This window comes from Streptomyces sp. NBC_00663, from assembly GCF_036226885.1.
GTDB lineage: Bacteria > Actinomycetota > Actinomycetes > Streptomycetales > Streptomycetaceae > Streptomyces.
Genome location: NZ_CP109027.1, coordinates 7301864 through 7317493 on the forward strand (window position 1 = coordinate 7301864; position 15630 = coordinate 7317493).

Here is a 15630-nt window from a genome sequence, read left to right on the forward strand (position 1 = left end):
ACAACGCCCTGCGAGGCGGCCCCGGGCCTCAGGACCCGCTGGTCGCGTCCCGGACCACGTCGGGCTTGTTGCTGATGAGGCCGTCGACTCCGTACCCGGCGACCCGGCGGGCGGTCTCCGCGCTGTTGACGGTCCACGCGAAGACCTCCAGCGGCTTGCCGTGCGCCCCGTCGAAGGCCTGGACGGCGGCCACGTAACCGGAGGTGATCGTGGTGTGCGAGGGGTTGATCTGGTCGGTGAACCGCGCGAGTGCGTGCAGGTCCGCCACGGACGGCGTACCGAGGAGGCCGGTCTTGACGCCGGGCTTCAGCTGGTGGACGGTGCGCACGCTGTCCGCACTGAAGCTCTGCACGATCAGCCGGCTCGCGAGGTGCCCGCTGTCGAGCCAGCCCTCGTTGGCGAGGACCTTGAGGGTCTGCTGCTCGATGCCCGGGTAGAGGGTCGGGTTCTTGATCTCCAGGAGGAGCTTCTGGTGGTTGCGGTCGACCCGGCGCACGTACTGCTCCAGCGTCGGCACGCGCGTGCCCGCGTAGGAGGGGCCGAACCAACTGCCCGCGTCGAGGCGCGCGATCTCGGCGGCGGTGAAGTCCTTCACCTTCCAGGGCGCCCGGCCGGGGAAGACCTGCTCGACGTCGGTGGTGCGCTGGAGGCTGTCGTCGTGGATGACGACGAGCTTGCCGTCCTTGGTGCGCTGGACGTCGTTCTCGACCCAGTGGATGCCCAGCCCGGCCGCGGTGTCGACGGCGGCCAGGGTGTTCTCGGGAGCGTAGGCGGAGGCGCCCCGGTGGGCGATGACCGTGGGCCGTTCGCCGTCGTCGGCGGCCCGGACGTCGGAGGAGGGAAGCAGGAGGGCGACGGTCCCCAGGAGCGCGGTGGTCGTGGCGGCAACAGCACGCGCGTGCATGCGTACTCCTTGCATCGAGCGTTCACGGACAGCTCCACTGTGACAGCAGAGGGTCAACAGCAGAGGAGTACAGAATGACCACAGATTGAATGGAGTTGCCCAACTCCGCTCACCGGTGCCGCACAACTGCGGCAACGGCGTGGCAAGGGCGTGTTTCTTTGCCGGAAAATCGTTCGACCATTCCGGTGGGGGTCATACTCTTCGCCTCGGCCCTGACCGCTCGGGCGGTCCTGGGAGGGGCGCATTTCAGCACATTCCGGGACGCAAGAAGGCGGAAGGGTAGCCGCGCATGCAAGGCACGGTCGACGGATTCAGCTACGGACTCGTCACACCGCTGGTGGCCTACCTCATGGCTTGCCTGGGAGGCGCCCTCGGCCTGCGCTGCACCACCAGATCCATGCTGGTGTCGAACTCGTGGCGACCCGGCTGGCTGGCCCTGGGATCCGCCGCGATCGGCTCCGGCATATGGACCATGCATTTCGTGGCGATGATGGGCTTCACCGTCAGGGGCGCCCCGATCCACTACGACAAAGCCATGACGTTCGCGAGCCTGGGCGTCGCGATCGTCATGGTGGGCGTCGGGATCTTCATAGTCGGTTACAAGGGCGCGAGCGGAACGGCGCTGTTCACCGGAGGCACCATTACGGGCCTGGGCGTCGCCTCGATGCACTATCTGGGCATGGCCGGGATGCGGCTCAACGGAAACCTGGAATACAACACGCTGACCGTCGCCGCCTCCGTCGTCATAGCCATGGCCGCCGCCACCGCCGCGCTGTGGGCGGCCGGCCAGGTCAGAGGCCTGATGTGGAGCGTGGGCGCGAGCCTCGTCATGGGTCTCGCCGTGAGCGGTATGCACTACACCGGCATGGCCGCCCTCAGCGTCCATCTGCACGGCAGCTCCGCCGCCCCGTCCTCGGGTGACTCGCCCGCCGAACTGCTCGCGCCCATGATGATCGGCCCCCTGGCCTTCCTGCTGATCGCCGGCGTCGTCGTGATGTTCGACCCGCTGATGGTCATGGGCAAGCCCGACTGGGCGCCCGTCGAGAACAAGCCAGGTATTCCGGCCCACGCAGACGCCCCGCACACCGCCCGCCGCCTCTCGGTCCGACCCCGCCGACGGGTCGGCCAGCGCAGCTCCCGGACCCCGCAGAACTGGTGACCGCACCGCGTTGTCAGTGGGTGGTCGTACGGTGGACTCCATGCGGCCCGTTTCCCACATCGAACGCACGGTGGCGCCTTTCGAGGTCGTCAGCCCCTACCAGCCCAGCGGCGACCAGCCGGCGGCCATCGCCGACCTGGCCAGGCGCATCGAGGCCGGCGAGAAGGACGTCGTCCTCCTCGGCGCGACCGGCACCGGCAAGTCCGCCACCACCGCGTGGATGATCGAGAAGCTCCAGCGGCCCACCCTGGTGATGGCCCCGAACAAAACGCTGGCCGCCCAGCTGGCGAACGAGTTCCGGGAGCTGCTGCCGAACAACGCGGTCGAATACTTCGTCTCGTACTACGACTACTACCAGCCCGAGGCCTACGTCCCGCAGTCGGACACCTACATCGAGAAGGACTCCTCGATCAACGAGGAGGTCGAGCGGCTGCGCCACTCCGCGACCAACTCCCTGCTGACCCGCCGCGACGTCATCGTGGTCGCCTCGGTCTCCTGCATCTACGGCCTCGGTACTCCGCAGGAGTACGTGGACCGGATGGTCCCCCTCAGGGTCGGCGACGAGCTCGACCGCGACGAGCTGCTGCGCCGCTTCGTCGACATCCAGTACACGCGCAACGACCTGGCCTTCAGCCGGGGCACCTTCCGGGTGCGCGGCGACACCATCGAGATCTTCCCGGTCTACGAGGAGCTCGCCGTCCGCATCGAGATGTTCGGCGACGAGATCGAGGCGCTGTCCACGCTCCACCCGCTCACCGGCGAGATCATCAGCGACGACCAGCAGCTCTACGTCTTCCCGGCCTCCCACTACGTCGCCGGCCCCGAGCGTCTGGAGCGGGCCGCCAACGACATCGAGAAGGAGCTGGGCGAGCGCCTCACCGAGCTGGAGAAGCAGGGCAAGCTCCTGGAGGCCCAGCGGCTGCGTATGCGGACGACGTACGACCTGGAGATGCTCCGCCAGATCGGCTCCTGCTCGGGCGTCGAGAACTACTCGATGCATTTCGACGGCCGTGAGCCCGGCTCCCCGCCGAACACCCTGCTGGACTACTTCCCGGACGACTTCCTGCTGGTCATCGACGAGTCGCATGTCACGGTCCCGCAGATCGGCGCCATGTACGAGGGCGACGCCTCCCGCAAGCGCACCCTCGTCGACCACGGATTCCGGCTGCCCTCCGCCCTCGACAACCGCCCGTTGAAGTGGGAGGAGTTCCAGGAGCGCATCGGGCAGACCGTCTATCTGTCGGCCACCCCGGGCAACTACGAACTCTCGCGCGGCGACGGCGTCGTCGAGCAGATCATCCGCCCGACCGGTCTGATCGACCCGGAGGTCGTGGTCAAGCCCACCGAGGGCCAGATCGACGACCTGGTGCACGAGATCCGCAAGCGCACCGAGAAGGACGAGCGCGTCCTGGTCACCACGCTCACCAAGAAGATGGCCGAGGACCTCACGGACTACTTCCTGGAGCTCGGCATCCAGGTCCGCTACCTGCACAGCGACGTCGACACCCTGCGCCGCGTCGAACTGCTGCGGGAACTGCGCTCCGGCGAGTTCGACGTCCTGGTCGGCATCAACCTCCTCCGCGAGGGCCTCGACCTGCCCGAGGTCTCCCTGGTGGCGATCCTCGACGCCGACAAGGAGGGCTTCCTGCGTTCCGGCACCTCCCTCATCCAGACCATCGGCCGCGCGGCGCGCAATGTCTCCGGCCAGGTCCACATGTACGCCGACAAGATCACCCCGTCGATGGAGAAGGCCATCGACGAGACCAACCGGCGCCGGGAGAAGCAGGTCGCGTACAACACGGCGAACGGCATCGACCCCCAGCCGCTGCGCAAGAAGATCAACGACATCGTGGCGCAGATCGCCCGCGAGGACGTCGACACCGAGCAGCTGCTCGGCTCCGGCTACCGCAAGCAGAAGGACGGCAAGGGCGCCAAGGCTCCGGTGCCGTCCCTCGGCGGCAAGGCGGCGGGCGGTAAGGCAGCCAAGTTCAAGGCCAAGGACACCGTGCCGACCGACCGGCCCGCGGCCGAACTGGCCGAACAGATCGAGGAGATGACCGCGCGGATGCGCGCCGCCGCCGCCGATCTCCAGTTCGAGATCGCGGCCCGGCTGCGCGACGAGGTCTCCGAGATGAAGAAGGAACTGCGCCAGATGCGGGAGGCGGGCCTGGCCTGACGGACACGCGACGCCCCTGTTGCACGCGCTGTGTTGCAAGACCGACACAAAGTACGGCCCCGGGTAGCGGCACTGTCAGTGCCCCCGCATAGGGTTCTGGTCAACCGCGGACTCCGCGGCAACAGGGGACAGTTCGAGAGGGGAATCAGCGCGTGACCGTCAACATGACCAAGGGTCAGGCCATCAGTCTGCAAAAGAACGACGGCGGCAGCCTGACCGCGGTGCGCATGGGTCTCGGCTGGCAGGCGGCTCCCCGTCGCGGCCTGTTCGGCTCGCGCACCCGCGAGATCGACCTGGACGCCTCCGCCGTCCTGTTCGCGGACAAGCAGCCCGTCGACGTCGTCTTCTTCCGCCACCTGGTGAGCGACGACGGCTCGGTGCGCCACACCGGCGACAACCTCGTCGGCGGTGTCGGACAGGGCGGCGACGACGAGGCGATCCTCGTCGACCTGGCGCGCGTCCCGGTCCACATCGACCAGATCGTCTTCACCGTGAACTCCTTCACGGGCCAGACCTTCCAGGAAGTGCAGAACGCGTTCTGCCGTCTCGTCGACGAGACCAACGGCCAGGAGCTGGCCCGCTACACGCTGGCGGGCGGCGGCGCCTACACGGCCCAGATCATGGCCAAGGTGCACCGCACCGGCCCCGGCTGGACGATGACGGCCCTCGGCACCCCGGCCAACGGCCGCACCTTCCAGGACCTGATGCCGGCGATCCTGCCGCACCTGTAGCCCGCCCGGCCAGGGCCCGCGACACCGGCATGATCCGCCCGCCGGGCCCTGGCGGCACCCGACACCGAAAGCGACACAGGGGGACGAAGGCATGACGGCCGAGCTGGTGCGGGGGCAGAACCACCCGCTCTCCCAGGCCCGTCTCGAGATCCGGGTCTCGGCCGGCAAGCCGATCGTGGCCGGCGTGACGCTCAGCGACGAGCACGGCAAGGTCCATGGCGTCGAATGGGTGGCCCACCCGGGCGCCCCCACCCTCCCGGGCCTGGAGGTCTCCCGCCAGGCCGCCGCCGACCACCGCCTCGCGGTGGACCTCGACGCCGTGCCGGAAGCCGTGCACCGGGTGAGCGTGCTGCTCGCCCTGCCCACCGGAGTGGGCGGCCCCACCCGGTTCGGCGGTCTCGCCGCCCCCTTCCTCGCGGTCACCGGCCTCGACGGCTCCGAGGTCGCCAACTACACCATCACCGGCCTGGAGGCCGAGTCCGCCGTCGTCGCCCTGGAGCTCTACCGCCGTCAGGGCGCCTGGAAGGTCCGCGCCGTCGGCCAGGGATACGCCGGCGGCCTCGCCGACCTCCTCGCCGACCAGGGACTGCCCCAGGCCCCCCAACTGGCCGGCAGCATCAACGACGCCGTGGCCCAGGGCCTCGCCCGCTCGGTCCAGGCACCCCGCACCGACGGCGACCGCACCCGGCACGCGGCGACCCCGACCCTCGGCGCCGACCAGGGCGGCGCGGCGACTCAGGGCGCCGTACCCCCGCCCGCGTCGCCGTACGGCACCCAGGCACCGGGCGCACCCGGCCAGCCCACCTCTCCCTACGGTGCCCAGGCACCCGGCACCCCCGGGCAGCCGCCCGCCTCGCCCTACGACCCTCCGGCCGCAGCGGACCCGCCCACCGGCGCCCACCAGGGCCCCACCACGGGCGGCACCGTCAACTACAGCCATCCGCGCCGCCAGACCAGCGCCCCGCCGCCGCCCCCGCCGACCGCGCCCCCGGCCCAGCCCGGTCAGCCCGCGCAGCCCGTCGCGGGGGACGCGACCGGTTGGTCCATGGACGAGCGGCTCTACAACCAGGTGTGGGGCATGTTCGAGGACCTGGCCCGCACCATGGCCGCGTACCGCAGTGCGGTCGACTTCGCCGACTCCCGTATGGAGAAGGAGCTGGACCAGGCCCTGTCCGACCCGCGCAGCCGGATCGGCGGCCAGAGCGACGCCGCGCGCGAAACGGCCCGCGCCCGGCACACCGATCTCGTCGACCAGGCCCGCGCGGCCCTGGACCGCGACCTCGCCCAGCTCGCCGCCGAGGCCGACGTCGTCGAGCCCGCGCTGCCCGCGGCCTTCGCCCGCTGGGACAACCCGGTCTGGCACGGCCACCGGGTGCCGATGGAGATCCCCATGGCCCTGCGCCTGGGCGACCTGCATCTTCCCGAGGCCCCGCAGCTGCGCATCCCGATGCTGGTCAGACTGCCGCTGGAGCGCGGTCTGTGGATCGACAGCGGGCGAGCCGACTCGCTCGACGGCTCCTACCACGACTCCCACGAACTCAAGCGCCTGGCGATGGAGACCGCGGTGGCGCACGCGGCCCGGCTGCTCGCCGTCTATCCGGCGGGCGAGTTCACCGTGCACGTCATCGACCCGGCCGGCTCGGGCGGGCAGGCGCTCGTACCGCTGGTGCAGACCGGCGTGCTCGCCGGGCCGCCCGCCCTCGGCGCGGCCGGTGTCTCTGACGTCCTGGCCCGGCTCACCCAGCGCGTCGACCTGGTGCAGATGGCGGTGCGCGCGGGCGCGCCCGACTCGCTCCCCCCGGGCTTCGACACCTCCGAGCAGCTGCTGATCGTCAACGACTTCCCGCACGGCTTCGACGACCGTGCCGTGACCCAGCTGCGCTATCTCGCCGACGAGGGTCCGGCGGTCGGCGTCCATCTGATGATGGTGGCGGACCGCGAGGAAGCCTCCGCGTACGGCCCGTTGCTGGACCCGCTGTGGCGTTCGCTGCTGCGACTGACCCCGGTGCCCGACGACCATCTCGCCGACCCGTGGGTGGGGCACGCCTGGACGTACGAGCCCGCGCTCGTGCCGCCGGGCAGCCAGGTGCTCCAGCGGGTGCTCAGTCAGCTGGCAGCGGCCCGCACCAAGTACACGTAAAAGCCGTCGACCTGCGACTTTGACCTTTCTTTTGCCAATCACTTTACCTTTCCTTGGTGATTGGGGTACCGTCTTCCTTGCGGAGGGGAGTACTCCCTGTCGACTGCGGCGTTCCCGTCAATACGGAACAGATCCCCATGGATCTGCTCCCGGGGCGTCGGCCCACCGTGGGTGGAAGAGACCTCCGGCAGCGCGACGACGCTGACATTTGCCGTTACGTAATGCCGGAGGATCAGTGGATGTTTCTGTGACCCTATGGGTCCTGACCATCGTGGGCCTCGCCGCCCTCATCGCGGTCGACTTCTTCATCGGCCGCAAGCCGCACGACGTGTCCATCAAGGAAGCCGGGATCTGGACGGTCGTCTGGATCGCCCTGGCCGGCCTCTTCGGCCTCGGCCTGCTGATCTTCGGCGGGGGCCAGGCCGGCGGGGAGTTCTTCGCGGGCTTCATCACCGAGAAGTCCCTGAGCGTCGACAACCTCTTCGTCTTCGTCCTGATCATGGCGAAGTTCGCGGTGCCCTCGCAGTACCAGCAGCGGGTGCTCCTCGTCGGTGTCCTCATAGCCCTGGTCCTGCGGGCCATCTTCATCGCCGCGGGCGCCGCCATCCTCGCCAGCTTCGCGTGGGTCTTCTACCTCTTCGGCGCCTTCCTGATCTGGACCGCCTGGAAGCTCATCCAGGAGGCCCGGGCCGACGAGGAGGACGAGGAGTTCGAGGAGAACAAGCTGCTCAAGGCCGCCGAGCGCCGCTTCGGCGTGGCCGACCGCTACCACGGCACCAAGCTGTGGATCGAGGAGAACGGCAAGCGGGTCATGACCCCGATGCTCGTCGTGATGCTCGCGATCGGCACCACCGACGTGCTCTTCGCCCTCGACTCCATCCCCGCGATCTTCGGCCTGACCCAGGACCCGTACATCGTCTTCACGGCCAACGCGTTCGCCCTGATGGGTCTGCGTCAGCTGTACTTCCTCATCGGCGGTCTGCTGAAGAAGCTGGTCCACCTCAGCTACGGCCTGTCGATCATCCTCGGCTTCATCGGCGTCAAGCTGGTGCTGCACGCGCTGCACGAGTCCGGGGTCCATGTCCCCGAGATCAGCATCCCGGTCTCTCTCGGCGTGATCTGCGGCGTCCTGGTCGTCACCACGATCACCAGCCTCCGCGCCACCCGGAAGCAGGCGGCGGCCGAGGCGGCGCAGACGCGGAGCGATGGCGCTCCGAAGGACAGCATCGACGCCTGACCACGTCGGACGTAGGAACAACCAGCACCGGGAGCGCCGTGTGGCCGATTGCCGCCCCTCGCTCCCGGTGCTTCCGTTGTGTGCGGAGCGACTCCGGTCCGGAGACGCCACGGCCCGGTGGAGGCAATCGTGGACGCACCCATGAAGTTCGTACAGATCATCGACTACGAGACCGACAGCATCGAAGAGATGCAGGAGCTGGGCCGACAGGCCGAGCAGCGGTTCGCCGGACGTGCGGACGGCCCCACCCACCGGCTCGTCCTGCGGGACCGCAGCAACCCCAACCGCTATCTCGTCGTCATCGAGTTCAACTCGTACGAGGAGGCCATGCGCAACAGCAACGACCCGGACACGGGCAAGTTCGCGGAGCAGATGGCCGCTCTGTGTACCAAGGCGCCGACCTTCACCGACTGCGACGTCGTGGACATCACCGAGTTCAAGTAGCGCCCGCCGGGCCCCGTACCGCCGGAGTGCGGGGCCCCTTCGCCTCTGCGACGATCACTCCATGATCGCTCGGCTCAGGTCGCTCACCACCCAGTGGACGTTCCTCGTGCCGGTGCTCGCGGTCGTCCTGCTGGCGTTCACCTGGGGGCGTGACCTGCCGGGCGTGGTCGTCGGCCTGGTGACCGTGGTCCTCGCGGGCGCCGTCCTGGCCGCCGTGCACCATGCCGAGGTCGTCGCCCACCGGGTCGGCGAACCCTTCGGCTCGCTCGTCCTCGCGGTCGCCGTCACCATCATCGAGGTCGCGCTGATCGTCACCCTGATGGCCGACGGCGGCAGCAAAGGTTCGACCCTCGCCCGGGACACAGTCTTCGCGGCCGTGATGATCACCTGCAACGGCATCGTCGGCATCTGCCTCCTGGTCGCCTCCCTGCGCCACGGCATCGCGGTCTTCAACCCCGAGGGCACCGGCGCCGCCCTCGCGACCGTCGCCACCCTGGCCACCCTCAGCCTGGTGCTGCCGACGTTCACGACAAGCAAACCGGGCCCGGAGTTCTCCGGCGTCCAGCTGACCTTCGCCGCGCTGTCCTCGCTGATCCTGTACGGCCTGTTCGTCGCCACCCAGACCGTGCGGCACCGCGACTACTTCCTTCCCATCACCCGCCACGGCGAGGTCATCACCGCCGACGACCACGCCGACGCGCCCTCCGCCCGCACCACCCTGATCAGCCTGGGCCTGCTGGGCCTCGCCCTGATCGGCGTCGTGGGACTGGCCAAGGGCGTGTCGCCCACCATCGAGTCCGGAGTGGAGGCGGCCGGCCTCCCGCATGCCGTCGTCGGTGTGATCATCGCCCTGCTGGTCCTGCTCCCCGAGACCATCGCCGCGCTCCGCTCCGCCCGCCGCGACCGGGTGCAGACCAGCCTCAACCTCGCGCTCGGCTCGGCGATGGCCAGCATCGGCCTGACCATCCCCGCCGTCGCCCTGGCCTCCATCTGGCTCGACGGCCCGCTCGTCCTCGGCCTCGGCTCCACCCATATGGTGCTGCTCGCCCTGACCGTGGTCGTGAGCTCCCTGACGGTGGTTCCCGGCCGGGCCACCCCGCTCCAGGGCGGCGTACACCTGGTGCTGTTCGCGGCCTACCTGGAACTGGCGCTCAATCCATGACCGGGGTCGCGGCGACCACCCCCACCGGTCGCGTCTCCGGCAGCAGCGCGAAGCAGACCAGACTGAGCAGCGCGATCCCCGTCAGATACGCCCCCACCCCCCACGGCACCCGACCGCCCTGCTCGGCCAGCGCCGTTGCCACGATCGGGGTGAGCGCGCCTCCGAGGACCCCGCCGAGGTTGTAGCCGACCGCGGCTCCCGTGCAGCGCACCCGCGGCTCGTACAGCTCCGGCAGATACGCGGCGATCACCGCGAACATCGTGATGAACGCGAGCATCGCGCCCAGGAACCCGAGGAACATCAGCAGCGGCGCCCCGGTCGCGAGGAGCGCGACCATCGGGAACATCCACAGCGCCGCCGCCGCGCACCCGGCCAGACACAGCGGTCGCCGCCCGTACCGGTCGCCGAGCAGCGCCACCACCGGCGTGAGCGAGCCCTTCACCACGACCGCGGCCATGATGCAGGCCAGCATCACCGTACGGCTCACGCCCAGCCGCTCGGTCCCGTAGGCGAGGGACCAGGTCGTCACGGCGTAGAAGATCGCGTACCCGACCGCGAGCCCGCCGGCCGTCAGCAGGACGAGCCGCCAGTGGTCGCGCACCACCTCGGCGAGCGGCACGCGCGCGTGGTCGTCGAGTGCGAGGAAGGACGGACTCTCGACGAGCGACGACCGCAGCCACAGCCCGGCGACGGCCAGCACGCCCGCCGCCCAGAACGGAACCCGCCACCCCCATGAAGCGAACTGCGCGTCCGTGAGCGTCACCGACAGCGCCAGCATCACACCGTTGGCGAGCAGGAAGCCCACCGCGGGCCCGACCTGCGGGAAGCTCGACCACAGTCCGCGTCGCTCGGCCGGCGCGTGCTCCGCCGTCAGCAGCACCGCCCCGCCCCACTCCCCGCCGAGCCCCAGCCCCTGAAGGAACCGGAGGACGAGCAGCAGCAGGGGAGCGGCCACACCGATCGAGTCGTACGTCGGCACACAGCCGACCGCGACGGTGGCACCGCCGGTCAGCAGCAGCGACAGTACGAGGACCGGCCGCCGGCCGCGCCGGTCGCCGATGTGTCCGAACAGCACCGACCCCAGCGGCCGGGCGACGAACCCCACGCCGAACGTGCCGAACGCGGCCAGCGTCCCCGCCAGCGGCGAGAACGTCGGGAAGAACAGCGGCCCCAGGACCAGTGCCGCCGCGGTCCCGTAGACGAAGAAGTCGTAGAACTCGATGGCCGTCCCGGCGAGCGAGGCGGCCGCGAGCCGCAGCATGGAGGGCGCCCTTACGGTGCGTACGTCGTGCATGCCGCGTCAACTACCCACGGTGACGGTGGGTTACGGGGGCGTGCGGGGGCGCGCCCTCCGGATCAGTAGGTGACCGTGATGCGCCGGGCGGGACCGTCGACGCGTACGAGACCGCCGTAGGGGATCACCAGTTGAGGATCGGTGTGGCCGAAGTCCACGTCGAAGACGATCGTGGTGTCGGGGGCGTACACGCGCATCGCACGGAGTACCGCTTCGCGCTGCTCAGCCGCGTAACGGTCGGCTTCCTCCGGGCTGTTGGGCCGCTCGAAGGACCAGGTCTTCGCGCGCCCCATCAGAAGCGCGGAGAAACGCTGGAGCAGGCCGCGCTCGCCCATGTTGCGCAGGGTGCGGAAGACCTCCTCGCCGCTGGGCAGTTCCTCGGAGGTCTCCAGGAGCAGCACTCCGCCGTCGTACGCGCTCAGGTCGCGTGCGATCTCGCGGTCGGCCATCAGCAGCCATCCCAGGATCTCCAGGCAGCCGCCCCAACTGCGGCCCTCGATCACCCGGTCGGGGTTGACCCAGCTCCAGCCGTCGCCGGGCCGGGTCTGCGGTGCCGTCTCGAAGGTCGCCGGGTCCGCCCAGTCCCGGTTGACGTCGTTCCAGTGCTCGGCGGGCGCGAGTTCGTACTCTCCGGAGGTGAACAGCGCGGCCCGCAGCGACTCGGCGGTGAGCGTGTCCATGGCCACCGGACGCCCGAGCGCGGTCATCACGGCCGCGCCGTGGTAGCCGACGATGCCGGTGTTGCTCAGAAAGGCCAGCAGGTTGGTGTTGTCGCTCATCCCGAAGAACGGCTTCGGGTTCGCCCGGATCAACTCCCGGTCCAGGAACGGCAGTACGGTGATCTGGTCGTCGCCCCCGATCGAGGCCATGATCACCTTGATGTCCGGGTCGGCGAAGGCGGCGTTGACGTCGGCGGCCCGCTCCCGCGGGGTCGCGCCCATCCTGCGCGTCGTCGGGTACTCGACGGGTACGAGGCCGAACTCCTCGCGCAGTCGCTCCAGCCCCAGTTCGTACGGGCGCGGGAAGAGCCCGGGCAGCCCGGCGCCGGGCGAGATGACGGCTATACGGTCACCGGGGGAGGGCTTGGGCGGGTACGAGATCGTCGTCATTCCGGGAGGGTACGGGCCGCACCGCGCCCGGCGCACCGTGATAAACCGGGTCTGAGCAGCGGTCTTCAATGGGCCGCCGACCCATCACCGGACCGGAGGAACCGTGCCCCGCACCCTGGCCAACGCCCCGATCATGATCCTCAACGGCCCCAATCTGAACCTGCTCGGGCAGCGTCAGCCGGAGATCTACGGCAAGGACACGCTGGCCGACGTCGAGTCCCTGTGCGCCAAGGCGGCGGCCGCGCACGGCGGCACGGTGGACTTCCGTCAGTCCAACCACGAGGGCGAGCTGGTCGACTGGATCCACGAGGCGCGGCTGAACCACTGCGGGATCGTCATCAACCCCGGCGCCTACTCGCACACCTCGGTCGCGATCCTGGACGCCCTCAACACCTGTGACGGACTGCCCGTGTTGGAGGTCCACATCTCCAACATCCACCAGCGCGAGACCTTCCGGCACCACTCGTACGTCTCCCTGCGCGCCGACGGCGTCATCGCGGGCTGCGGGGTGCAGGGGTACGTGTTCGGTGTGGAGCGGGTCGCGGCGCTGGTCGGGGCGGCACAGGCCGACGTGTAAGGACCGATGGCCTGGAGGGCGGTCGTTACAGCCACCTTTACCGCCTTACAGAGCCGCCCTTCACCGCCTTACAGTCGGCCCGCCTCCACGATCCGTCGCAGGAACCGCTGTGTGCGCTCCTGCTGCGGGTCGCCGAAGATCTGCTCGGCCGTCCCGCGTTCCAGGACAACGCCTCCGTCCAGAAAACAAACCTGGTCGGCGACGTCCCGCGCGAAGCCCATCTCGTGCGTGGCCAGCACCATGGTCATGCCGTCGTCCTTCAGATCGCGGACGACGGTGAGGACCTCGCCGACGAGCTCAGGGTCGAGGGCGGCGGTGATCTCGTCGAGCAGCAGCAGCCGGGGACGTACGGCCAGAGCCCGCACGATCGCCACCCGCTGCTGCTGACCGCCGCTCAGCCGGTCCGGGTACTCGCCCGCCTTCCCGCCGAGCCCGAGCCGCTCCAGCAGCTCCCTGCCGCGTTCCTCGGCCTGGGTGCGGGACACCCCGTGCACCCGGCGCGGGGCAAGGGTGATGTTCTCCAGCACGGTCATGTGCGGGAAGAGGTTGTACGCCTGGAAGACCACGCCGATACGGCGGCGTACCGCGTCCTGGTCGGCGCCCGGGTCGGTGATCTCCTCGCCGTCCAGCCAGATCGCGCCGTCGTCGATCTCCTCCAGGAGGTTGGCGCAGCGCAGCAGCGTGGACTTGCCGGAACCGGAGGCGCCGATCAGCGCGGTCACGGTGTGCGGGGCGACCTCCAGGTCGACGTCCCGCAGCACGACCGAGTCACCGAAGGTCTTGCGGACGGACTCCATCCGCAGCACGGCGGACGCGTCGGGGGTGTCGCTCATGTGGTGCCTCCCTGGGCCCGCTGACGGTCCATCCGAGCCGTCACCCAGTCCGTGAAGCGGGTCATCGGGATGGTCAGCGCCACGAACACCAGGCCCGCGACGATGTACGGCGTGTAGTTGAGGCTGCGGCCCACGATGATGTCGGCGGCCCGTACGGCGTCCACCGCGCCGCCGATCGACACGAGCCCGGTGTCCTTCTGTAGCGACACCAGGTCGTTGAGCAGCGGCGGCACCTGACGGCGCACCGCCTGCGGCAGCACCACGTACCGCAGCGCCTGCCGGTTGGAGAGGCCGAGGGAGCGGGCCGCGGCGCGCTGCGAGGGGTGGATGGACTCGATGCCGGCGCGGAACACCTCGGCGACGTACGCCGAGTACGTCAGTGTCAGCGCCGTGCCGCCCAGCCACACCGGGTCGACCGTCACGCCCTGGAGCCGCAGCGCGGGAACGCCCAGGACGACGATCATGAGGTTGATGATGAGCGGAAGTCCGCGGAAGAAGTCCGTGTAGGCGGCGGCCAGCACCCGCAGCGGGAAGAACACCGGGCCGCGCAGCGTACGGGCCACGGCGATGAGCATGCCGAGGACGAGCACGGCCGCGCCGCAGATCAGCAGCAGCCGGACGTTGAGCCAGAGCCCTTCGAGGATCTTGGGCAGCGCCTCGCGCGCGTACTGCCCGTTGAAGAAGGTCTCCTTGGTGCGCGGCCAGCCGGGCGCGTTGACGACGACCAGATAGAGGACGACCGCCGTCACGAGCGTCGAGACCGCGGCGATCGCCGTGGCGCGGCGGGAGCGGGCGCGCTGGTGGCGCTCGCGTTCCAGTCGCCGCGCGGAGGGCGTGTACGCGTCGACCGGGTCCGGCGTCTCCGCGCCGGACTCGTCCTTCGTGAGCGTCACTTGAGCACCGGGGCGTCGACGGCGTCGGACAGCCACTGCTGCTCGATCTTCGCCAGCGTGCCGTCCTTGCGCAGGGTGTCCACGGCGTCGGTCACGCAGGACGTGAGCGCGCTGCCCTTGTCGAGGACGAGCCCGAACTGCTCCGGAGTGCCGCTCTGGTTCTCGAACTGGCCGACGATCTCGGCGTCCGTCACCTCGGCCGCCGTGATGTAGAAGGCGGTCGGCAGGTCCACGACGATGGCGTCCACCTGGCCGTTCTTCAGGGCGGACTTGGCCTGGTCGTTCTTGGCGTAGGCGGCGGCCTGCTGCGTCGGCTTCACCACGTCCTCGATGTAGTTCAGGCTGGTGGTGCCGACCTGGGCGCCCAGCTTGAGGCCCTTGAGGTCCGCGATGCTCGTCGCCTTGGCGGCCTTGGAGCCCTTGAGGGCGATGACGGCTTGGCGCACGTCGTAGTAGCCGGACGAGAAGTCCACGGCCTTCTTGCGCTCGGCGCTGATCGACACCTGGTTGATGTCGAAGTCGAACGTCTTCTCCCCGGGCGCGAACGCCTTGTTGAAGGGGACGCTCTGCCAGACGACGGCGCTCTTGTCGTAACCGAGCCGCTCCGCCACCGCGTAGGCGACCGCGGACTCGAATCCCTTGCCGTTGGCGGGCTTGTCGTCCTTGAACCAGGGCTCGTACGCCGGCTCGTCGGTGGCGATCGTCAGCTTGCCGGACGTCTTGGTGGCGAGCTTGCCCTTGGTGCACGCGGTGCCCTTCGTCGACCCCGAGGGCTTGGCCGCCGAGTCCTCCTCGGGCTGCGGAGCGCAGCCGACGGCGGTGGCGAGCAGGGCTATCGTTCCGGCGGCTACGGCGCGGCGCAGGGCGCTGGGGGCGAGGTGCATGGCGGGAGATTGACAGGACGTCGCCTCGTTTGTCGAGGTCACGTCGGCTTTTGTCCGCATACTGGGAACGGGTGTTGCGTTCTCGTG

Annotated in this window: 14 protein-coding genes; 8 read left to right on the forward strand and 6 right to left on the reverse strand. The window is 69.8% G+C overall.

The genetic code is table 11. From position 1 onward, the window contains the following. Nucleotides 1-28: 28 nt before the first annotated feature. Nucleotides 29-904, reverse strand: a complete 876-nt coding sequence (locus OG866_RS33065; protein ID WP_329340425.1) for a glycerophosphodiester phosphodiesterase — start codon at nucleotides 902-904, stop codon at nucleotides 29-31. A 289-nt stretch (nucleotides 905-1193) separates the two neighbouring features. On the opposite strand from OG866_RS33065, the gene OG866_RS33070 reads away from it, so the two are divergent. From OG866_RS33070 to OG866_RS33100, 7 genes are all read left to right on the forward strand, one after another. Continuing rightward, a complete protein-coding gene (locus OG866_RS33070; protein ID WP_329340426.1) occupies nucleotides 1194-2063 on the forward strand; it encodes an MHYT domain-containing protein in 870 nt (289 codons plus the stop codon). Nucleotides 2064-2103: 40 nt separating this feature from the next. After that, nucleotides 2104-4239, forward strand: coding sequence for an excinuclease ABC subunit UvrB (uvrB, locus tag OG866_RS33075; protein ID WP_329340427.1), 2136 nt, complete (start codon nucleotides 2104-2106; stop codon nucleotides 4237-4239). A gap of 152 nt (nucleotides 4240-4391) precedes the next feature. Next, nucleotides 4392-4970, forward strand: a complete 579-nt coding sequence (locus tag OG866_RS33080) for a TerD family protein (protein ID WP_329340429.1) — start codon at nucleotides 4392-4394, stop codon at nucleotides 4968-4970. A 91-nt stretch (nucleotides 4971-5061) separates the two neighbouring features. Then, nucleotides 5062-7110 (forward strand): TerD family protein, encoded by a 2049-nt coding sequence (locus tag OG866_RS33085; protein ID WP_329340431.1) that lies wholly within the window; start codon nucleotides 5062-5064, stop codon nucleotides 7108-7110. A 235-nt stretch (nucleotides 7111-7345) separates the two neighbouring features. After that, nucleotides 7346-8347, forward strand: a complete 1002-nt coding sequence (locus OG866_RS33090; RefSeq protein WP_329340433.1) for a TerC/Alx family metal homeostasis membrane protein — start codon at nucleotides 7346-7348, stop codon at nucleotides 8345-8347. A gap of 129 nt (nucleotides 8348-8476) precedes the next feature. After that, nucleotides 8477-8791, forward strand: coding sequence for a hypothetical protein (locus tag OG866_RS33095; RefSeq protein WP_329340435.1), 315 nt, complete (start codon nucleotides 8477-8479; stop codon nucleotides 8789-8791). 61 nt (nucleotides 8792-8852) lie between these two features. Next, nucleotides 8853-9953 (forward strand): calcium:proton antiporter, encoded by a 1101-nt coding sequence (locus OG866_RS33100; protein ID WP_329340436.1) that lies wholly within the window; start codon nucleotides 8853-8855, stop codon nucleotides 9951-9953. Here OG866_RS33100 and OG866_RS33105 read toward each other — a convergent pair. Together OG866_RS33105 and OG866_RS33110 are read right to left on the reverse strand one after the other, a co-directional pair. Beyond that, the gene (locus OG866_RS33105) at nucleotides 9943-11247 is read right to left on the reverse strand and encodes an MFS transporter (RefSeq protein ID WP_329340437.1); all 1305 of its coding nucleotides are present in this window, start codon (nucleotides 11245-11247) and stop codon (nucleotides 9943-9945) included. The two genes, OG866_RS33100 and OG866_RS33105, sit on opposite strands and share 11 nt — an antisense overlap. Nucleotides 11248-11309: 62 nt before the next feature. Then, the gene (locus tag OG866_RS33110) at nucleotides 11310-12356 is read right to left on the reverse strand and encodes a S66 family peptidase (RefSeq protein ID WP_329340439.1); all 1047 of its coding nucleotides are present in this window, start codon (nucleotides 12354-12356) and stop codon (nucleotides 11310-11312) included. Nucleotides 12357-12459: 103 nt separating this feature from the next. On the opposite strand from OG866_RS33110, the gene aroQ reads away from it, so the two are divergent. Then, nucleotides 12460-12933 carry a type II 3-dehydroquinate dehydratase gene (aroQ, locus tag OG866_RS33115; RefSeq protein ID WP_329340441.1) on the forward strand — a complete coding sequence of 158 codons (474 nt, stop codon included), beginning with the start codon at nucleotides 12460-12462 and terminating at the stop codon, nucleotides 12931-12933. A gap of 68 nt (nucleotides 12934-13001) precedes the next feature. On the opposite strand, the gene OG866_RS33120 is transcribed toward aroQ, so the two are convergent. From OG866_RS33120 to OG866_RS33130, 3 genes are read right to left on the reverse strand one after another with little or no spacing between them, the layout of a single operon-like run. Then, nucleotides 13002-13766 carry an amino acid ABC transporter ATP-binding protein gene (locus tag OG866_RS33120; RefSeq protein ID WP_329340443.1) on the reverse strand — a complete coding sequence of 255 codons (765 nt, stop codon included), beginning with the start codon at nucleotides 13764-13766 and terminating at the stop codon, nucleotides 13002-13004. After that, nucleotides 13763-14659, reverse strand: a complete 897-nt coding sequence (locus OG866_RS33125; RefSeq protein ID WP_329340446.1) for an amino acid ABC transporter permease — start codon at nucleotides 14657-14659, stop codon at nucleotides 13763-13765. Before OG866_RS33125 ends, OG866_RS33120 begins: the two co-directional genes overlap by 4 nt. Beyond that, nucleotides 14656-15543 (reverse strand): ABC transporter substrate-binding protein, encoded by an 888-nt coding sequence (locus tag OG866_RS33130; protein ID WP_329340448.1) that lies wholly within the window; start codon nucleotides 15541-15543, stop codon nucleotides 14656-14658. Before OG866_RS33130 ends, OG866_RS33125 begins: the two co-directional genes overlap by 4 nt. Nucleotides 15544-15630: the final 87 nt, after the last annotated feature.